This is a genomic window from Mycobacterium sp. SMC-8 (genome assembly GCF_025263565.1).
Lineage (GTDB): Bacteria > Actinomycetota > Actinomycetes > Mycobacteriales > Mycobacteriaceae > Mycobacterium.
This window is the reverse complement of the sequence record NZ_CP079865.1, coordinates 2,248,990-2,267,884: the sequence shown is the minus strand read 5'-3', so window position 1 is coordinate 2,267,884 and position 18,895 is coordinate 2,248,990. Positions and strand designations below refer to the sequence as shown.

At 68.1% G+C, this 18,895-nt stretch carries 18 protein-coding genes; 9 read left to right on the top strand and 9 right to left on the bottom strand.

Translation table 11 applies throughout. From position 1 onward, the window contains the following. Positions 1 to 16 precede the first annotated feature (16 nt). Entirely contained in the window at positions 17 to 796 is a 780-nt protein-coding gene (locus KXD97_RS11035) for an acetoin reductase (RefSeq protein ID WP_260756798.1), read from the bottom strand. Continuing rightward, positions 793 to 1,845, bottom strand: a complete 1,053-nt coding sequence (locus KXD97_RS11030) for a 2,3-butanediol dehydrogenase (RefSeq protein ID WP_260756796.1) — start codon at positions 1,843 to 1,845, stop codon at positions 793 to 795. Before KXD97_RS11030 ends, KXD97_RS11035 begins: the two co-directional genes overlap by 4 nt. Positions 1,846 to 1,986: 141 nt before the next feature. On the opposite strand from KXD97_RS11030, the gene KXD97_RS11025 reads away from it, so the two are divergent. From KXD97_RS11025 to KXD97_RS11010, 4 genes are all read left to right on the top strand, one after another. Next, positions 1,987 to 3,819 carry an NAD(P)/FAD-dependent oxidoreductase gene (locus KXD97_RS11025; RefSeq protein ID WP_260756795.1) on the top strand — a complete coding sequence of 611 codons (1,833 nt, stop codon included), beginning with the start codon at positions 1,987 to 1,989 and terminating at the stop codon, positions 3,817 to 3,819. An 89-nt stretch (positions 3,820 to 3,908) separates the two neighbouring features. Then, the gene (locus KXD97_RS11020; protein ID WP_260756794.1) at positions 3,909 to 5,945 is read left to right on the top strand and encodes a prolyl oligopeptidase family protein; all 2,037 of its coding nucleotides are present in this window, start codon (positions 3,909 to 3,911) and stop codon (positions 5,943 to 5,945) included. Positions 5,946 to 5,947: 2 nt separating this feature from the next. Continuing rightward, on the top strand, positions 5,948 to 6,601 hold the full coding sequence (locus KXD97_RS11015) for an LpqN/LpqT family lipoprotein (RefSeq protein ID WP_260756793.1): 654 nt from the start codon (positions 5,948 to 5,950) through the stop codon (positions 6,599 to 6,601). After that, complete coding sequence (locus tag KXD97_RS11010; protein WP_260756792.1) at positions 6,598 to 6,918, top strand: hypothetical protein; 321 nt, start codon at positions 6,598 to 6,600, stop codon at positions 6,916 to 6,918. The genes KXD97_RS11015 and KXD97_RS11010 overlap by 4 nt, the downstream gene beginning before the upstream one ends. A gap of 58 nt (positions 6,919 to 6,976) precedes the next feature. Here the strand turns inward: KXD97_RS11010 and KXD97_RS11005 are convergent, their stop codons facing one another. Further along, on the bottom strand, positions 6,977 to 7,300 hold the full coding sequence (locus KXD97_RS11005) for a hypothetical protein (protein ID WP_260756791.1): 324 nt from the start codon (positions 7,298 to 7,300) through the stop codon (positions 6,977 to 6,979). 111 nt (positions 7,301 to 7,411) lie between these two features. Between KXD97_RS11005 and KXD97_RS11000 the strand changes: the two genes are divergently transcribed. Then, the gene (locus KXD97_RS11000) at positions 7,412 to 10,024 is read left to right on the top strand and encodes a LuxR C-terminal-related transcriptional regulator (RefSeq protein ID WP_260756789.1); all 2,613 of its coding nucleotides are present in this window, start codon (positions 7,412 to 7,414) and stop codon (positions 10,022 to 10,024) included. 124 nt (positions 10,025 to 10,148) lie between these two features. Then, entirely contained in the window at positions 10,149 to 10,304 is a 156-nt protein-coding gene (locus tag KXD97_RS10995) for a hypothetical protein (RefSeq protein WP_260756788.1), read from the top strand. A gap of 73 nt (positions 10,305 to 10,377) precedes the next feature. Here KXD97_RS10995 and KXD97_RS10990 read toward each other — a convergent pair whose 3' ends face one another. The 6 genes from KXD97_RS10990 to KXD97_RS10965 form a co-directional block, all read right to left on the bottom strand. After that, positions 10,378 to 11,244 (bottom strand): hypothetical protein, encoded by an 867-nt coding sequence (locus KXD97_RS10990; RefSeq protein ID WP_260756786.1) that lies wholly within the window; start codon positions 11,242 to 11,244, stop codon positions 10,378 to 10,380. A gap of 61 nt (positions 11,245 to 11,305) precedes the next feature. Next, positions 11,306 to 12,163, bottom strand: coding sequence for a polyphosphate kinase 2 (ppk2, locus tag KXD97_RS10985; protein ID WP_260756785.1), 858 nt, complete (start codon positions 12,161 to 12,163; stop codon positions 11,306 to 11,308). Positions 12,164 to 12,225: 62 nt separating this feature from the next. Then, positions 12,226 to 13,755, bottom strand: coding sequence for an aldehyde dehydrogenase family protein (locus KXD97_RS10980; RefSeq protein WP_260756784.1), 1,530 nt, complete (start codon positions 13,753 to 13,755; stop codon positions 12,226 to 12,228). Then, positions 13,739 to 14,290, bottom strand: a complete 552-nt coding sequence (locus KXD97_RS10975; protein ID WP_260756783.1) for a PA-phosphatase — start codon at positions 14,288 to 14,290, stop codon at positions 13,739 to 13,741. The genes KXD97_RS10980 and KXD97_RS10975 overlap by 17 nt, the downstream gene beginning before the upstream one ends. A gap of 47 nt (positions 14,291 to 14,337) precedes the next feature. Further along, positions 14,338 to 14,850 (bottom strand): mycothiol transferase, encoded by a 513-nt coding sequence (locus tag KXD97_RS10970; protein ID WP_260756782.1) that lies wholly within the window; start codon positions 14,848 to 14,850, stop codon positions 14,338 to 14,340. 10 nt (positions 14,851 to 14,860) lie between these two features. Further along, complete coding sequence (locus KXD97_RS10965; RefSeq protein WP_260756781.1) at positions 14,861 to 15,238, bottom strand: VOC family protein; 378 nt, start codon at positions 15,236 to 15,238, stop codon at positions 14,861 to 14,863. 22 nt (positions 15,239 to 15,260) lie between these two features. Here KXD97_RS10965 and KXD97_RS10960 point away from each other — a divergent pair, with 22 nt between their 5' ends. From KXD97_RS10960 to KXD97_RS10950, 3 genes are all read left to right on the top strand, one after another. Continuing rightward, positions 15,261 to 17,018, top strand: a complete 1,758-nt coding sequence (locus KXD97_RS10960; protein ID WP_260756780.1) for an amidohydrolase family protein — start codon at positions 15,261 to 15,263, stop codon at positions 17,016 to 17,018. Positions 17,019 to 17,064: 46 nt separating this feature from the next. After that, positions 17,065 to 17,436, top strand: coding sequence for a pyridoxamine 5'-phosphate oxidase family protein (locus tag KXD97_RS10955; RefSeq protein ID WP_260756779.1), 372 nt, complete (start codon positions 17,065 to 17,067; stop codon positions 17,434 to 17,436). A 135-nt stretch (positions 17,437 to 17,571) separates the two neighbouring features. Next, positions 17,572 to 18,885 (top strand): MFS transporter, encoded by a 1,314-nt coding sequence (locus KXD97_RS10950; protein WP_260756778.1) that lies wholly within the window; start codon positions 17,572 to 17,574, stop codon positions 18,883 to 18,885. Positions 18,886 to 18,895 lie beyond the last annotated feature (10 nt).

The following is an 18,895-nucleotide window of genomic DNA, read 5'->3' as shown; positions in this document are numbered from 1 at the left end:
CATAGTGCTCCCCATCTCAGCGGTAGACCAGGCCGCCGTCGATCAAGCCGGACTGGCCGGTCATGTAGTCGGCGTCCGGGCCGGCCAGGTAGGACACGAAGCCGGCGACGTCCTCGGGTGTCTCGGCACGGCCGAGCGCGATACCGCCGACGAACTTCTCGTAGGTCTCGCCCTCGGCGGCGCCGGTCAGCTCGGCGAATCGCTTGTCGATCTCGACCCACATGTCGGTGCCGACGACGCCGGGGCAGTACGCGTTGACGGTGATCCCGTGGGCGGCGTGTTCCTTCGCGGCGGCCTGGGTGAGCGCGCGCACCGCGAACTTGGTCGCGCTGTACGGGCCGAGCATCGCGAAACCGTCGTGGCCCGCGATCGATGAGGCATTGATGATCTTTCCTTTGGTGCCGTTCGCCGTGAACTTCGCGACCGCGGCCTGGATGCCCCACAGCACGCCGTTGACGTTGATCGCCCACAGCTTCTCGACCTGCTCGGGAGTGACGTCGGCGATGGGCCCGACCAGCGCGATGCCGGCGTTGTTGACCATGATGTCGAAGCCGTCGAGCGCAGAGTCCGCATGGTCGACGGCGGCGAAGACCTGTTCGCGATCGCTGACGTCGGCCACGAACGTCGTTGCCTTGCGGCCGATCTCGGCGATCTCGTCGGCGACGGCCGCGATGCCGTCGGGCGCCACGTCGACCAGCGCCACGTCGGCGCCGTCGCGGGCCAGGCGCAGCGCGATGCCACGCCCGATGCCACGCGCGGCGCCGGTCACCAGGGCCACCTTGCCGTTGAGTGTCATGATTCTCCGTTCGGATCGACGAGCACTTTCATCTTGGTGCCGGCATGTAGTGCCTCGAAGCCTTCGTCGACCACGTCGTCGATCGGGATCCGGGTCACCCAGCCGGTGGTGTCATACCTGCCCTGCGCCATCAGCGCGATCACCGCTTCGAAGTCGGCGCCGGTGTAGCACAGCGACCCCTGGATTCGGGACTCGTTCATCACCAGATTCAACAGCGGTGTCTCCAGCGGCTTTTCGTAGATCGCGACGCTGATCATCGGTCTGCGCGAGCCGATGCAGGCCAGTGCCGTGCTGACGGCTGGGGCGACGCCGGCCGCGTCGAACACGGCGTCGGCGCCGTCACCGCGCGTGTGATCGGCGACGAACGCCGGCACGTCGACGCTCGTCGGGTCCAACGTGGTGGCACCGAGCGCCTCGATGGCGGCGCGCCGGGTCGGTGACGGTTCGACCACGAGCACGTCATCAAGGCCCTTGCCGCGCAACGCGAACCACAAACCGATCCCGATCGGTCCGGCCCCGAACACCATCGCGGTGTCCCCCGGCTTCACGTCGCCGAGCGTCGCGGCGTGGTAGGCGACCGACATCGGCTCGACCAGAGCGCCGAGTTCCAGCGACACATGGTCGGGCAGCTTGTGCAACATGCCTGTCGGCACCACGGTGTACTCGGCCATGCCGCCGTCGGACATCAGGCCGTGGAAGCCGATCTGCTGGCACACGTTGTAGTTGCCGGCCCGGCACGGGCCGCAGCGGTCGCACTTGTAGATCGGTTCGACCGCCACCCGGTCGCCTTCACTCCAGCCGCTCACCCCGGCGCCGACCGCGGTGATGGTGCCGGAGAACTCGTGACCCATGGTCAGCGGCAGTTGGGCACCGGTCAGTGGATGCGGCGAGGTCGGCACGAAGATCGGCCCGGCGTAGTACTCGTGCAGATCGGTGCCACAGATGCCGTTGAACCCGACCTTCAGCTTGACGGTGCCCGGCCCGGGTTCGGGTTCGGCGACGTCGCCGACTTCCAGCTTGTTCGGTCCGTAGTACACAGCTGCTCTCATGGCCGCATTTCTATGTGACCACGGCCACACCGGGAAAGGGTTGCAGGGGGTTGCAGCGGGAGTCGCCGCCGCACACTCGGTGTCATTGCAACGCTTCGCAACTCTTGCCGACCCGCACAGCAGCGGTGTGTCCTGGCTCACATGACTTCGACTCTTGACCCTCAGACCACCACCCAGCTGAGCCCGCAACAGCGGGTCGAGTACTGGCTGGCCGATTTCGAGGCGGCGCTGGCCGTCCGCGACATCGAACGCGCTGTCGGCATGTTCGCCATGGACAGCTTCTGGCGCGACCTGGTGTCCTTCACCTGGAATCTCAAGACCCTGGAAGGCCGCGATCAGATCGCCGACATGCTGGGCGCACGGCTGGCCGAGACGGACCCGACCGGCTTCCGGACCCGCGAGGACGCCACTGCCGACGGTGATGTCGTCTCGGCGTTCATCGAGTTCGAGACCGCCGCCGGCCGCGGCACCGGGCATCTTCGGCTCAAAGGCGACTCGGGGACCGACCAGGCCTGGACGCTGCTGACCGCGCTGCAGGAACTCAAGGGGCACGAGGAGCGCAAAGGGCCCACCAGGGTGCTGGGAGCGGTGCACGGCGACGCCCCGGACCCGCGGTCGTGGGCCGAGAAGAAGGCCGCCGAGGACGCGGAGCTGGGCCGGACGGTCCAGCCGTATGTGCTGGTGATCGGCGGCGGGCAGGGCGGTATCGCGCTCGGCGCCCGGCTGCGCCAGCTCGGGGTGCCCGCGATCGTCGTCGACAAGCACGAACGCCCCGGCGACCAGTGGCGCAAGCGCTACAAGTCGCTGTGCCTGCACGATCCGGTCTGGTACGACCACCTGCCCTACCTGCCGTTTCCGCCGAACTGGCCGGTGTTCGCGCCGAAGGACAAGATCGGCGACTGGCTGGAGTTCTACACCCGGGTGATGGAGGTGCCGTACTGGTCGAAGACCACCTGCCTGTCCGCGTCTTACGACGAGGCGTCGCAGACCTGGACCGTCGAGGTCGACCGCGACGGCGAGCGACTGACCCTGCGCCCAACTCAACTGGTGCTCGCCACCGGCATGTCGGGCAAGCCGAACGTGCCGACGCTGCCCGGGCAGGACGTGTTCCGCGGCGACCAGCACCATTCCAGCGCCCACCCCGGCCCCGACGCGTACGTCGGCAAGAAGGCGGTGGTGATCGGATCGAACAACTCCGCCCACGACATCTGCAAGGCGCTCTACGAGAACGGCGTCGACGTGACGATGGTGCAGCGGTCGTCGACGCACATCGTCAAGTCCGACACCCTGATGGACATCGGGCTGGGCGACCTGTACTCCGAGCGGGCGCTGGCGGCCGGGATGACGACCGAGAAGGCCGATCTGACGTTCGCGTCGCTGCCGTACCGGATCATGCACGAGTTCCAGATCCCGCTGTACGACCAGATGCGGGAGCGCGACAAGGAGTTCTACGACCGGCTGGAGGCCGCCGGATTCCAATTGGACTGGGGCACAGACGGTTCCGGGCTGTTCATGAAGTATCTGCGCCGCGGGTCGGGCTACTACATCGACGTCGGCGCGTGTGACATGGTGGCCGACGGCCGGATCAAGCTGGCCCACGGGGAGGTCGACCGCCTGACGGAGGACTCCGTGGTGCTCGCCGACGGCACCGTGTTGCCCGCCGACGTGGTGGTGTACGCGACCGGCTACGGCTCGATGAACGGGTGGGCCGCCGACCTCATCGGCCAAGAGGTTGCCGACAGGGTGGGCAAGGTGTGGGGTCTCGGTAGCGACACCCCGAAGGATCCGGGCCCGTGGGAGGGCGAGCAGCGCAACATGTGGAAGCCCACCCAGCAGCCCAATCTGTGGTTCCACGGCGGCAACCTGCACCAGTCACGGCACTACTCGCTGTACCTGGCGCTGCAGCTCAAGGCCCGTTTCGAGGGGATGCCGACCCCGGTGTACGGCCTGCAGGAGGTTCACCACCTCAGCTGAGCCTCGGCTCAGCTTCCGCCGAAATCGCATTCCACGCGCGTCAAGTTGCCTGACGCCCGCATGGAATGCGATTTCGGCGGTTGCGCAGAATGGGTGGCGTGACGGATACCCGCAGCGAGCACACCGACACCGACCCGCATCTCTGGCTGGAGGACGTCACCGGCGACGACGCGCTGAGGTGGGTGCGCGAGCACAACGAACCGACGCTGGCCGAGCTCGCCGGTGAACGCTTCGAGCAGATGCGGGCCGAAGCGCTGGAGGTGCTCGACACCGACGCGCGGATTCCGTATGTCCGCCGGCGCGGTGATTACCTGTACAACTTCTGGCGCGACGCCGAACATCAAAAGGGCGTCTGGCGGCGCACGACCCTGGACAGCTACCGCACCGAACAACCGGACTGGGACGTCATCATCGACGTCGACGAACTCGCGGCGGCCGACGGCGTGAACTGGGTGTGGGCCGGCGCGGACGTCATCGAGCCGGACCATTCACTGGCCTTGATCAGCCTGTCGCGGGGTGGATCCGACGCCGCCGTGGTGCGGGAGTTCGACATGCTCACCCGCAGCTTCGTCGAGGGCGGGTTCGAATTGCCCGAGGCCAAGTCACAGGTCTCCTGGGAGGACGAGAACACCCTGCTGGTCGGCACCGACTTCGGCGAGGGATCGCTGACCGAGTCGGGCTACCCGCGACTGGTCAAGCGGTGGCGGCGCGGGCAGCCGCTGGCGGAAGCCGAAACCGTGTTCAGCGGTGCGGAATCTGATGTGCTGGTGGCCGGCTCGCGCGACCGCACCGAAGGATTCGAGCGCACGCTGGTCAGCCGCGCGCTCGATTTCTTCAACGAGCAGGTCTACGAGTTGCGCGACGGCGAGCTGATCCGTATCGACGCCCCCACCGACGCCAGCATCTCGGTCCACCGCGAGTGGCTGCTGATCGAACTGCGCACCGACTGGACCTACGGCACCACGCCCTTCCCCGCCGGATCGCTGCTGGCCGCCGATTACGAAACATTCCTCGGCGGCACAGCCGAACTGCAGGTGGTGTTCACCCCCGACGAGCACACCTGCCTGCACCACTACGCGTGGACCCGAGATCGCCTGGTCGTCGTCACGCTGGCCGACGTCGCCAGCCGAGTGCAGGTCTACACGCCGGGGCCGTGGACAGCCGAGCCGGTGACCGGGCTGCCGGACAACACCAACACCTCGATCGTCGGCGCCGACAGCCTCGGCGACGAAATCTTCCTGGACTCTTCGGGTTTCGACACCCCCTCCCGGCTGCTACACGGCCCGGCCGGCGGTGAGCTCACCGAGATCAAACGGGCGCCTTCGTTCTTCGACACCGCCGACATCGACGTCTCGCAGCACTTCGCCACGTCCGACGACGGAACGCAGATCCCGTACTTCGTCGTCGGTCACCGGCATGTCGAGGCAGCCGGCCCGACGCTGCTCGGCGGGTACGGCGGTTTCGAGGTGTCCCGCACCCCGGGTTACGACGGAGTGCTGGGGCGGCTGTGGTTGTCCCGCGGCGGCACCTACGTGCTGGCCAACATCCGCGGCGGCGGAGAGTACGGCCCCACCTGGCACACCCAGGCCATGCGCGAAGGGCGCCACCGAGTCGCCGAGGACTTCGCCGCTGTGGCAAAGGATCTGGTGGCTCGCGGCATCACGACGGTCGAGCAGCTCGGTGCGCAGGGTGGGAGCAACGGCGGCCTGCTGATGGGCATCATGCTGACGAAGTACCCGGAGCTGTTCGGGGGCCTGGTGTGCAGTGTGCCGCTGCTCGACATGAAGCGGTTCCACCTGCTTCTCGCGGGGGCGTCCTGGGTGGCCGAGTACGGCGACCCCGACGATCCCGAGGATTGGGCGTTCATCTCCGAATATTCGCCGTATCAGAACATTTCGGCCGACAAGCGCTACCCGCCGGTGCTCATCACGACGTCCACCCGCGATGACAGGGTGCATCCGGGTCACGCGAGGAAAATGACCGCGGCGCTGGAGGCCGCCGGGCACCCGGTGCGCTACTACGAGAACATCGAGGGCGGCCATGCGGGCGCCTCCGACAACCCGCAGATCGCGTTCCGTTCGGCGTTGATCTTCGAATTCCTGCACCGAACGCTGAGCGGGCACTGAACATGACCGCGCCATGGAGGCCGCTATTCGCCGTCGCGGTGACGACGTTGACACTGACCGGTTGCGCAGAGCAGATCACCGGAACGGCGGTGACGGCGGTGGGCGATGCACCCGCGGCGGCGACATCCGGCGGCGGCGAGGGCCTGTGCACGGCGGTGGACGCGCCACTGGAGGACATCCCCAGCGACGACGCCCGTGAACCACGCTTGCGTATCCCGGTACCGGACGGCTGGGAACGCAACACCATGATGGACAGCCAGATCATCCGCTACACGATCGTCTCGACCGATCTGGTGGCCGACCGCTTCGCCACCAATGCCGTCGTCACCCTGGAATCGACGCGCGGTAATCCGTCGCCCGACGAGATATTCGAGCAGAACCGCGGCAACCTGAAGACCTTGATGGGCGCCTTCGATCTGGAGACCCAGGACAACACCACCTGCGGATTCCCCTCTGAGACAACTCACTACACGGCTCCCCCGCTGGGGCCGGCCCCGGAGCGGCCGATCATCATGCATGCGGTCGCGGCCGAGGCGGGCGGCGCTACGTACCTGGCGACGCTGACGATTCAGACCACCGACCCGATCAACCCGAAATACGTCAAGGATTCCCAAGAGATCGTCGACGGGTTCCAGATGCTGTTGCCGAGTTCATGAGCACCGTCTCGTGGGTGTTGCTGGCTTCGGGCGCCCTCGCGCTGCTCTTCGGCGCCGTCGTCCCGGGATGGGACACCGCCACGGTGGCGGCTCGCGCGAGGAAACGCCGAATCTACTGGGCTGGAACTGTTCTCGGAGTGTTGTTGCTGTTCCTGGGGGGTCTGCCCGACGTGCAGAGTTCGGTCGCGTTCACCGCCGCCGCGGTGATCCTGATGACCGGCTGGGCGTACTTCCGCACACCCAACATCAAGATCGGCGGACGAATTCACTCGGCCTACGCGCCGTACCGGCAACCCGATCCACCGCCCCGAGGGTGACGACGGAGGCCGCCGGGATCAGGCGGCGTCGAAGGCGACCGGAATACGACACTGGTTCTCAGCGGCTGTCCAGCGCAATGCCAGGAAGATGTCGTCGGTCCAGTCCGAGAACGCCTGCCAGTCCTCCGGACTGGATTCCCTGTGAAGACAGAAACACTCCCCGCGGCACCCGAAACCGGGGATCACGCAACACCCCGCGCGCAAGGTGATAGCTGAGCAATTCCGGTCCATGGGTACCGATCGCGATCGGGCCACACGCTCGCGCCGGCGCGATGAGCCGATGGGCTTCGAGCGGGTCTTCCACGTGGTGGTAAGCCAACATCGGTAGCCCGGCGTCGAAAAGACAAGGCAGAGCCCGCATGGCCGTCGTGTCAATCGTCATGGATTTCAGTGTTGCTGCGGCGCCGAGCCGGAACATCAGTACTCGGGTACCGAGATTTCGGTACCCGAGAACCTCTTTATCTCGCGCAGCTCAGGCTTCTAGGCTTGGCGTGTGCGGTTGACATGGCCGCTGACCGGCCGCTCCGACGAGACGCGACAGATCGAAGCCGCGCTGCTGGATTCCGCCTCGGCGGGCATCGTGGTCAGCGGTCCGGCGGGTGTCGGCAAGAGCCGCATCGTGCGGGACGCGCTCGCGGCGTTCACCGCTCGCGGATGGCAGGTGCGCTGGGTGGTCGGCACCTCGGCCGCGCGCAACCTGCCGCTGGGTGCGCTCACACCGTGGGCCCGAGCATCCGGCAACGACAGCCTGCAACTGATCCACGACGTGATCACGGCGCTGACCGCCTCGCCCGAGGGCGCCCCCGTGGCACTCGGGGTGGACGACGTCCAGCTGCTCGACGACCTGTCCACCGTCGTCGTCCATCAGACCATCCAGCGCGGACTGGCGCAGGTGGTGCTGACGGTCCGCGACGACGAACCCGTTCCCGCGGCCACCCAGGAGCTGTGGAAGTGCGGAGAGCTCGACCGGCTGGAGGTCGGCCCCCTCTCGGAGTCACAGACCGCCAGACTTCTCTCGGAAACCCTTGGCGGACAGCTGGATCCGGATGCCGTCAACCGGCTGTGGACGTTGACCCGCGGCAATCCCCTGTACCTGCGCAACATCGTCGAACAGGAGGTGTCCGACGGGCGGCTGGCGGTCCGCGGCGGTGTGTGGGCCTGGCACGGCAACCCCGTGATCCCGCGGCGCCTCGTGGAGCTCGTCGAGGCCCGCATCGGCGGGCTGTCCGACGCGGTCAGCACCGTCGTCGACGTCGTCGCCGTCGGCGAGCCGATCGCGATGCGGTCCCTGACCCGAATCACCGATCCGGCCGCAATCGAAGAGGCCGACCGCCGGGGGCTCGTCTCGTTCGAACCCGGCGGCGACACGGTCGAGGTCAGGCTCGCGCATCCGCTCTACGGCGAGGTGCGCCGGAGCCGGGCGCCGCAGACGACATTGCGGCGGCTACGAGGACTGGTAGGCACCGAGCTGGGTGGCTCCGACCACCACGACGACATCCACACCGTGGTGCGCCGCGGCGCTCTGAGTCTGGACTCCGATCTGCCGCCCGATGTCGATCTGCTGCTCACCGCCGCCCGCGGCGCGGCCTGGATGATGGACCTCGCACTGGCGGACCGGTTGGCGGAGGGAGCCATCCGCGCCGGCGGAGGACCCGAAGCGCGTATCGTCAGGGCTTTCGTGCTGTCACTGCAGGGGGCGGGCAGTGAAGCCGAAGAACTTCTCGCCGAGGTGGATTCGACCCGACTCACGGACAGGGACCGAGCCCGGCTGACGTTCTTGCGCGCGGTCAACCTGTTCTTCACGATGGCCCGGCCGCGGCGCGCCAAGGAGTTGATCGACGACGTCTCAGCCCTCGCGATCCCGCAACACCCGTCGCTCAACGCCTTCAGCTGCGTGTACTGGGCGGGCATGGGCAATCCGGCAGCCGCCCTGGAGTGCGCAGCGGCGTTCGAGCCGGCCCAGTTGCCCGACGACTTCCAGCGCAGATTGACCGCGTGGGCGTCCACGGTGGCGCACGGTGAGGGCGGACGCACCACCGAGGCCGTCGCCGCCGCCACGGCCGGATATTCGATCCCGGTGCGCGCGTTCATCATCATCGCGGACGCACACACCAACGCGCTGGCCCTGGCCGGTCGGATCGCCGACGCCGAAGCGGTCGCGGCGCTGATGCGCGACCAGGCGGTCAACTCCCGGGCTGCGCCGTTCGGTCAGGTAGCGGTCGCGGTCAGCGGTCAGGCCGCCCTGGCCGCCGGGGGCCTCGACCGGGCGTGCGCACTGCTCACCAAGGCCGTCGAGCGGGCGACGACGCGGAATCCGGCCACCGGTTTCAACTACCGCTATCGGATTCTGCTGACGACGGCGCTGGCGATGCGGGGACTGACCGAGCACGCCGCGGCCGCGCTGGAGCGCCTGGAGCACGCCGTCCATCCGAGCTGGCGGTATCTGGACTACGCCCGAGCGATTGCCGGCGGATGGGTGGCCTGCTGCCAAGGCGCCACCAGCGACGCAATCGAGACGGTCCGCGCCGCCGCCGAAACATCTCGCCGCCGACAGCAATTCGCCGCGGAGGTGCTGTGCCTGCAGACTGCGACCCAGTTCGGTGACAGCTCGACCGCCCCGCGCCTGGCCGAACTCCGCCGCATCGTCGAGGGCCCCCGCGTCGAGCTCGCCAGCCTGTTCGCCGCCGCCCTGGGGCGTGCCGACGCCCCGCAATTGGAAACTCTCTCAGGGAGTTTCGAAGAGATGGGCGACCTGGTCGCTGCCGTCGACGCGGCCGCCTATGCGGCCGTGTGCTTCCGTAAGCAGAGCCTGCGCGGATCCGCTCTGCGGTGTTCGGCACGCGCCGAGACCCTCGCCCGGACCGCTGGCGGAGCCTGCACACCCGCGCTTCGGCAGGCCGTCGAACGGCTGCCGCTGACCGATCGCGAACGCGAGATCGTCATGCTGCTCACCGAGCCGATGTCCAACCGTGACATCGCCGACCGGCTTCAGCTGTCGGTGCGCACCGTGGAGAGCCACATCTACAACGCCATGGCCAAGACCGGAACCACCAGCCGCGACGAGCTCGCCGGCCTGCTGGACCACGTCAAGCGTCAGCCGAGCTGACAGCTCGCCCCTCAGAAATCACGGGTAACGGGTGCGTCAAAGGTCAGTACGGCGCTACTGATGTCGAGTGCCACTGACGGGGACGACGATGACATAGACGCAACTGATCGAGGGGAGTACGACGATGACGATCACCATGCCTGCAAGAGTTGAAGCGCTGGTGCACTGGAGAAGTCATCATCCGAGGCGCGTCCGCACCGACTGGGATCTGCACGGCCACCCGCACCACCTGAACTTCGTCGAAAGTGCGTTGCTGTCGCGCGAGATGGACCGACTGTAGACGCACGCGTGCGCCGCCCCGCCGATGGTCGTGTAACCGGCCGAGGTGGAGGCGGCACTGCGGGGAGCGGTCGTCAGGCACGTACGGCTGGTGATGCGGGCCGGCGCAGCGCGCCGCCCACCGCGGCGCTGAGCACTCCGAGGATCACCAGCCCGCCGCCGGCGAGCAGGGTGTAGTTGAGCCACTGATGCAGGCTGTTCTCGGCGGCGGCCACCATCACCTCGGCCACGGTCCGGATGTTACCGGTCGTCCGGTTCAGCGCGGCGTCCACGTACCTACCGCCGACCTCGATGGCCGCCCACCCTGCGGCGCCGACGAGAAGGGCCGAGACACCAAGCGCGGTAAGTGCTTTGCCGCGTGACCGGGCGGCGGCAAGGGTCAGCAGCGCGAACACGCCGGTGAGCACCGCGGCGCCGACGCTGGCCCACGGCCCCCAGGTCGCCAACCACCTCAGCTTGCCGGGCTGCAACTGCGGGGTGTCCACGGTGATGGGCACCGTGAGAGTGGGCGGTATCTGCAGGTCCAGATTGCCGAGCGTGGCCGAGAACGACGGGTCGGACAGCATCGGCGCGACGTCGATGAGCCACTGGTCGGTGGAGTTGCCGCTGGGCACGGCCCCGGTGAACATCCACCGATGCGCGATGCGGTTGGCCTGCGCGAACTGTCCCGGGAAGCCCGAGTTGCGCGTATAGGACTCCGCCACCTGCCGAACCAGCTCAGGATTGAGCGGATAACCGTTGGCGGCGCCCAGAGCGACGATCTGGGTGGTCAGCTCGGCGGCCATCGCGTCCTGCAGCCGCCGGTCTCCGGCAGCCGCCGCGGCCAGCGACGCGTAGCCGTCCTCGGACACGACGTGGGTCTGCACCCACACCGCGGGCACCGCCGCGACCAGCGCGACCGTCGTGAGCAGCCACAGCAGCAGCGCGGCGAGAAAGCGCACGGACGCGTCCTCCTGTCTCCTGCTGCGGGTCGCCGCCGTGGCGGCTCCGGGACGCGCGGGCTCAGTCGGAAAGGGCGCGCCCCACGATGAGCGGATCGGGCCTGCCCACCACGTCATGGTCCTTGTTGTCGTAGTCGAATCTACTCAGCACGTGCCGCATCGCGTTGATCCGGGCACGCTTCTTGTCGTTGCTCTTGACCACCGTCCACGGCGCGGTCTCGGTGTCAGTCCAGGCGAACATGTCCTCCTTGGCCGCGGTGTAGGCATCCCACTTGTCCAGCGACGCCAGGTCGGTGGGCGACAGCCTCCACTGCTGCACCGGGTCGACCTGACGGATCGTGAAACGGGTGCGCTGCTCGGACGCCGTGACGGAGAACCACAGTTTGGTCAGGCTGATGCCGTCGTTGACCAGCATCTGCTCGAAGAGCGGCACCTGCCTGATGAATTCGGCATGCTGCTTCGATGTGCAGAACCCCATCACCCGCTCCACACCGGCCCGGTTGTACCAGGACCGGTCGAACAGGACCATCTCACCGGCCGACGGCAGGTGCTGCACATAGCGCTGGAAGTACCACTGCGTACGTTCCTTCTCGGTGGGCTTCTCCAGCGCCACCACCCGGGCGCCGCGGGGGTTGAGGTGCTCCATGAACCGCTTGATGGTGCCGCCCTTTCCCGCTGCGTCACGTCCTTCGAACACGATGACGTGCCGGTGCCCGTGGGATTGACTCCACTTCTGCAGCTTCAACAGCTCGATCTGCAGCAGGCGCTTCTGTTCCTCGTACTCCGGCCGGCTCATCCGCTCGTCATACGGATAGTTCTCGCGCCAGGTGTCGACGACCTGCCCGCTCGGCTGCAGCAGCAGGACGGGGTCGTCGTCATCGTCGTCGACGACGGTGTAGCCGGACAGGTCCAGAGTCACCGGCGCAAGCTACCCACCACGACGGACCGGGAGGTGACGCGCCGGTGAACAGCCGGGATGAGCTACTTCGCCACCCGCCGCGGACGGATCAACGCGAGTTTGGTCATCAGCGTGTTCATCCGCTTCAGCGCGCGCGGGGAGTTGTTGTAGTAGTTGCCGCCCGCGCCGACGCGCGTGCGCGGGCTGACCACCGTCTCGATCCGGCAGTACTTGCGCAGACCTTCGGGCCCGCCGAAGCGGGCACCGATCCCCGAGGTCTTCCAGCCGCCCATCGGGGCGGTGGTGCACATCAGGTTGGAGATCACGTCATTGACGTTCACCCCGCCGCAATCCAGTTGCACCGCAATCGCTTCAGCACGCTCGACGTCCTTGGAGAACACCGCCGCCGACAAACCGTAGGGGCTGTCGTTGGCCAGCCGGACCGCCTCTTCGACCGAGGACACCTTCATGATCGGCAGCGTCGGCCCGAACGTCTCCTCGGTCATGCAGGCCATCGAGTGGTCGACGTCGACCAGCACGGTGGGTTCGTAGAAGCTGCCGGGCCCGGTTCCGCGTTTGCCGCCCGTCAGCGCGCGGGCGCCCTTGGCCAGCGCGTCCTGAACATGGCGGGCGGTGATCTCGACCTGGCTGTCGTCGATCAGCGCGCCGAAGGCGTGCCCGTCCCCCGCACCCATCTTCAGGTTCTGCACGTCGCGGACCACGGCGGCGACGAACTGGTCGTAGACCTGCTCGAGCACATACACCCGCTCAACCGACACGCAGGTCTGCCCGGCGTTGAACATCGCACCCCACACCGCGGCGTGGGCGGCCAGGTCGACGTCGGCGTCTTCGAGCACGATCATCGGGTCTTTGCCGCCGAGCTCGAGGCTGACCGGGGTGAGCCGGCGCGCGGCCCGCTCCATGACCTTCGCACCGGTCGCGCTGGATCCGGTGAACTGGATGTAGTCGGAGTTGTCGATGACGGCCTCGGACACCTCGCGCGCGCCCTGGGCCAGCGCCAGCACGTCGGGGCCGCCGGAGTCCAGCCAGCCGCGCAGCAGCAGTTCGGCGGTCAGCGGGGTCCGCTCGGACGGTTTGAGCAGCACCGCGCAGCCCGCGGCGAGCGCGCCGATCGCATCCATCAACGCGTTGGCGACCGGGTAGTTCCACGGCGCGATGATGCCGACGACCGGGCGGGGCCGGTAGTGCACGGTGATCTTCTTGATCGACAGGAACGGCAGCGACGCCGGGCGGGACTCCGGCGCCAGCGCCTTGGCCATGGTCCGGACGTAGTACGACGTGATCATGATGATCAGCGGGACTTCCTGTGCCGCGTCCCCGGCCGACTTGCCGGTTTCGGCGATCAAGAGCCGCTCGATCTCGTCCCGGTGCTCGCCCAGCCACACCGCGTAGCGGGCCAGCACCTTCGCGCGTCCCTTGGCGCCGCGCGCCTCCCACTCTCGCTGAGCGGTGCGCAGGCCGGCCGCCACTCGGGTCACGTCGGCGGGATCAGTCCAGCGCACCTCTCCGGCGATCGCGCCGGTAGCAGGGTTCCTGATCGTTGCGGTGCCGGTGAAATCGGTGGAGGTGCCGGCGTCAGACGTCGCTGTCATTTCTCCATGCTAACGACCGGTGTGATCCAGCCCGCATTCGGGTTTGACGCCTGTCAAGTCTCGCGGCGGACACGGCCAGGCACGCCAGCGCGCTGCCCAGCAACAGAGCGCCGACCGCATCGGTGAAGTAGTGATAGGCGACGGCCTGCCCGATCACCGCGAGCGCCAGGAATGCCGCGGCGCCCACCACAGCCCACACCGTCACGCCCACAAGAAGAACCGTCATCGCCACCACCACGACCGTCACCGTCGTGTGCCCGCTCGGATAGCACAACCCGCCTTCCTTCACTCGCCCGAACAGGGTCTTGCCCAGTCGGGCGGCCAGCACGCCGGCAAGCGGCGTCACCGCGGCGATCACGGCGAGCCGCCGTCGCCGCTGGATGAGCGCCGCCACGATGACGACCGCCGACACCGCCATGAGCAGTCGGCCGTCGCTGGCCAGCAACAGGTATCTGAGTTCCGGGTGCCGACGGCCGAGTTCCTGAAACCAGTCGTCGACCGGTGTCGAACCCTTGCCGACCGCCAGGCCGAGCACGATCAGCCCGGCCAGACCGATCGCCGGCCACCACCTGATCAGCGGCCTCAGCGCACCAGACCCCGGATGTAGGCCGCCTGGCCGAGGTGCTGCGCGGCGTCGTCGATGATGCTGACCAACCGCGCGCTCGCCGTCACCGGTGGGGTCCACCGGCGGTCGACGATGCGGGCGAGTTCGTCGGCCGTCACCGACGCGACGTATTCCAGCGAAAGCTTGTGCACCGCATGGTAGTAGCCGGCGAGGAGTTTCGCCGGTGCGCGCACCTTGGCCACCTCGTCGGGGGTGTGCCCGTAGCCGTGCGCGTCGCGGGGCAGATCGAGGGCGAACTTGTCCACCCAGCCCTCACGGAACCACACCTGTTCCACGCCGGCAAGATCGCACAGCTGGGCGTCCTGGATTCGGGCGCTGTGCCAGATCAGCCACGCGATGGTGTTGGCGTCCGGCGCCGGCCGGTAATAGGCCAACTCGTCGGTCAGCCCGTCGGTGAGGTCGTCGACGTGCTCGATGAGGCGGGTGAACGAGTCGCGAAGCAGTTCCCTGGCGGCATCTATTTCGGCCATGCCCGCCAAGCTACGCCCCGTGGAAGACCGCCTCTAGGTTGTTGCCGTCGGGATCGCGGACGAACGCGCCGTAGTAGCCCGGGTGATACTCGGGCCACAGGCGTGGGGCGTGCAGCGACTCCGCCCCGGCTTCCAGCGCCGCGTCGTAGAACGCTTGCACGGCCCCGGTGTCGGCGGCCTCGAACGCGACGTGGACCTCGCGGTTCGGGCCCGCGGCGTCGCCGGCGGTCATGTCAGCGATCCAGAAGTCGGGCTTGCCGTTCCTGCCGTACCCGATCGCGACCTGATAGTCCATCTGCCGCGTGTAGCCGAGCACGCCGAGAACCTTGTCGTAGAACGCTTTCGACTTCTCCCAGTCCGCGCAGTTGATTCCGAGGTGATCGATCATGGGCTGACCGTACATTCGGGGTATGACATTTGATCTCGTGATCCGCGGGGGAACCATCGTCGACGGCCTCGGTGGCGCACCGTTCACAGGGGACGTCGCCGTCCGGGACGGCGTCATCTGTGACGTCGGCGCCGCGGCCGGCTCCGGGATCCGGGAGATCGACGCTACCGGCCTGCTGGTCACTCCCGGCTTCGTCGACCTGCACACCCACTACGACGGGCAGGCGATCTGGTCGGACCGGCTCACACCGTCGTCGGCCCACGGCGTCACCACCGCCGTGATGGGCAACTGCGGCGTCGGCTTCGCGCCGTGCCGGCCCGATGACCACGACGTGCTCGTCGACGTGATGGCCGGTGTCGAGGACATCCCCGGCGTGGTGATGGTCGACGGCCTGCCGTGGCACTGGGAGACGTTCCCCGAGTTTCTCGACGCGCTGGACGCGGGGCGCAGGGATATCGATGTGGCGGCGTTCCTGCCGCACTCGCCGCTGCGGGTGTACGTGATGGGCGGGCGTGGAGTCGACCGCGAACCCGCCACGGCCGATGACCTGATGCTGATGCGCAAGCTCGCCGCCGAGGCCGTGCGGGCCGGCGCGCTGGGCTTCGCGTCCTCGCGCTTCACCCTGCACAAAACCGAGAGCGGCAAGCCGATCCCGACATACGACGCCGACCACGCCGAGATCGAGGCGATCGCACGGGGCGTCGACGACGCCGGTGGAGGTCTGATCCAGTTCGTCCCCGACCTGGTGGCCGGCGACTACGAACCCGTCCTGCAGACGGTGTTCGACGTGGCCGCCGCGGTCGGCCTGCCGGTGACGTTCACGCTGGCGATCGGCAACGCCGGTGACCCGTTCTACCTCGACGCGCTGCGGATGGTGGAGAAGGCCAATCAGAACGGCGGCCGCATCAGCGCTCAGATCTTCCCGCGGCCCATCGGGCTGATGCTGGGACTGGAACTGTCCGGCAATCCGTTCGTGATGTACCCGTCGTACCGGGAGATCGCATCGCTTCCGCTGGCCGAGCGGGTGGCCGAGATGCGCAGACCCGAGGTGCGCGAACGCATCCTCACCGACACGCCGGCCTCCGACGGGCACCCGCTGATGTTCGCCGCGCAAGCCTGGAACTACATGTTCCCCCTCGGCGATCCCCCGAATTACGAACCTTCACAATCGGATTCGATCGGAGCCCGCGCACAGGCCCGTGGCGTCAGCCCGCAGGAGGAGGCCTACGACCGGTTGCTCGACGATGACGGTCACGCCATGCTGCTGGTCACGCTGGCCAACTTCCGCGACGGCTCGCTGGACACCGTCGCCGAGCTGATCCGGCGCGACGACGTGGTGCTCGGCCTCGGCGATGGCGGTGCGCACTACGGAATGATCTGCGACGCCAGCTTCCCGACCTACATGCTGACCCACTGGGTGCGCGACCGCGCCACGGGCCGGTTGTCGGTCCAGGACGCGGTGCGTGAACTCACCTCGGTGCCCGCGCGGGTGGCCGGGCTCGCCGACCGCGGCCGAATCGCTGTGGGCTACAAGGCCGATCTCAACGTCATCGACGCCGAGGCGCTACGGCTGCACAACCCGGTCGTGGTCAACGACCTGCCCGCGGGTGGCCGCCGCCTGGACCAGAGCGCGGACGGCTACGTGGCCACGATCGTCTCCGGGGAGGTGATCGCCGAGAACGGCGCCCCGACGGCGGCCCGGCCGGGCAGACTCGTCCGGGGCCGCCAGCCCGCGCCCGTGGCATCACACCACGATCGTGTTGAACCATCAATGGAATGACCGTGAAGCCGATCGAACCCCCAGGCGCTCTGAGTACCCTCATCCCATGAGCGTGAAGGTGGATCCCGACCGGCTCGCCGAGGTTCTCGGTGACTTCCCGTTCGCGTATCTCGTCACCGTCGGAGACGACTACCGGGCGCACACCGTCGCGGTCGCTCCCGTGGCGACCGACGGGATCCTGCGGATCGACTCCATCGGAAACAGCACTCGCCGTAACGCGTCCGCCCATCCGGCCGTCACGCTGGTGTGGCCGCCGCGCGAGCCCGGTGGTTACTCACTGATCGTCGACGGCCGGGCCGAAGCCGCCGGCGACGGCATGCGTATCCGTCCGGCCGGGGCGGTGCTGCACCGCCCCGCTACGCCGGGCGTCCCCACCGCCTCCGGCTGCGGGGACGACTGCGTGCCGCTGCGCGAGTGAGGACGACCTTTCCGGTCATTCCAGCGGTGGTCACGAACACACTGCACTACCCCACCACGGGATTTCATCCCGCGTTCGGATCAGCCCGCGCGAAAGTCTGGCGAAGTCCCGCCGAAGTTGGGCTGATAGATCCTCGTGACTGTCACGAATGCGCCCGCCCCCGATCAGCGGACGGTGACCCCGCAGGCCCGCACAGCCCTGTGGGCGAGCCTGGTCGGCACCACGATCGAGTGGTACGACTTCTTTCTCTACGCCACTGCAGCCAGCCTGGTGTTCAATCAGGCCTTCTTCCCCGACCAGACCACGTTCGTCGGCACCATGCTGTCCTTCGCGACGTTCGCGGTCGGATTCGTCGTGCGCCCGATCGGCGGCTTCGTGTTCGGGCACATCGGCGACCGCATCGGCCGCAAGAAGACTCTGGCGCTGACCATGCTGCTGATGGGCGGGGCGACCGCGTTGATGGGTGTGCTGCCCACCGCCGCGCAGATCGGTGTGCTGGCGCCGATCCTGCTGCTGCTGTTGCGTGTCGTTCAGGGCTTCGCGCTCGGCGGGGAGTGGGCCGGGGCGGTGCTGCTGGCCGTCGAGCACGGACCGCCCCGCAGGCGCGGCCTGTTCGGCAGTATCCCGCAGGTCGGGCTGGCGCTCGGGCTCGCCTTGGGCACAGGGGTTTTCGCGCTGTTGCAAGTGGCGCTGCCCAACGAGGCCTTCCTGACCTACGGGTGGCGGATCGCGTTCCTGTTCAGCATCGTGCTGGTGATCTTCGGCGTTGTGGTGCGGCTGAAGGCCAGTGAGACACCGTCTTTCGAGAAAGTACGGGAGAGCGACGACCGTGCCGCGGTCCCGGTGCGCGAGGTGTTCCGGCCGCCGATCCTGAAATCGACGGTGCTGGGCATGCTGTCTCGCTGGGGTGAGGGCGCGGCCTTCAACACCTGGGGTGTGTTCGCGATCGCCTACGCCACCGGCACTCTCGGGCTGGGGAAGGTGCCCGTGCTGCTCGTCGTCACCGTCGCGGCGCTTCTGATGGCGGCGCTGCTGCCGGTGTCCGGCCTGCTCACCGACCGCTACGGCGCCAAGCGGATCTACACCATCGGGATCGCCGCATACGCCGTGGCCGTCTTCCCCGTGTTCACGCTGTTCGGCACTGGGGACATCGTCTTCTACGCGCTTGCGATGGTGGTGGTGTTCGGTGTCGTCCACGCGCTGTTCTACGGCGCCCAGGGCACGCTGTACGCCTCGCTGTTCCCGGCCCGGATCCGCTACACCGGCCTGTCGACGGTCTACCAGCTCTCCGGTGTGTACGCGTCGGGCCTGACCCCGCTGATCCTGACCGCGCTGATCGGGGTCGCCGGCGGCAGCCCGTGGCTGGCCTGCGGCTACCTGGTCACCACTGCCGTCATCAGCGTGCTGGCCACCCTGGCGCTCAAACCCGCACCGCTGCATACGCTTTAGTCCGCCGAGC

Bases quoted from the DNA above. Each gene is read 5' to 3' on its own strand.
- KXD97_RS11035 (WP_260756798.1), bottom strand. From the start codon at position 796: ATGACACTCAACGGCAAGGTGGCCCTGGTGACCGGCGCCGCGCGTGGC.
- KXD97_RS11030 (WP_260756796.1), bottom strand. From the start codon at position 1,845: ATGAGAGCAGCTGTGTACTACGGACCGAACAAGCTGGAAGTCGGCGAC.
- KXD97_RS11025 (WP_260756795.1), top strand. From the start codon at position 1,987: ATGACTTCGACTCTTGACCCTCAGACCACCACCCAGCTGAGCCCGCAA.
- KXD97_RS11020 (WP_260756794.1), top strand. From the start codon at position 3,909: ATGGGTGGCGTGACGGATACCCGCAGCGAGCACACCGACACCGACCCG.
- KXD97_RS11015 (WP_260756793.1), top strand. From the start codon at position 5,948: ATGACCGCGCCATGGAGGCCGCTATTCGCCGTCGCGGTGACGACGTTG.
- KXD97_RS11010 (WP_260756792.1), top strand. From the start codon at position 6,598: ATGAGCACCGTCTCGTGGGTGTTGCTGGCTTCGGGCGCCCTCGCGCTG.
- KXD97_RS11005 (WP_260756791.1), bottom strand. From the start codon at position 7,300: ATGACGATTGACACGACGGCCATGCGGGCTCTGCCTTGTCTTTTCGAC.
- KXD97_RS10995 (WP_260756788.1), top strand. From the start codon at position 10,149: ATGACGATCACCATGCCTGCAAGAGTTGAAGCGCTGGTGCACTGGAGA.
- KXD97_RS10980 (WP_260756784.1), bottom strand. From the start codon at position 13,755: ATGACAGCGACGTCTGACGCCGGCACCTCCACCGATTTCACCGGCACC.
- KXD97_RS10970 (WP_260756782.1), bottom strand. From the start codon at position 14,850: ATGGCCGAAATAGATGCCGCCAGGGAACTGCTTCGCGACTCGTTCACC.
- KXD97_RS10965 (WP_260756781.1), bottom strand. From the start codon at position 15,238: ATGATCGATCACCTCGGAATCAACTGCGCGGACTGGGAGAAGTCGAAA.
- KXD97_RS10960 (WP_260756780.1), top strand. From the start codon at position 15,261: ATGACATTTGATCTCGTGATCCGCGGGGGAACCATCGTCGACGGCCTC.
- KXD97_RS10955 (WP_260756779.1), top strand. From the start codon at position 17,065: ATGAGCGTGAAGGTGGATCCCGACCGGCTCGCCGAGGTTCTCGGTGAC.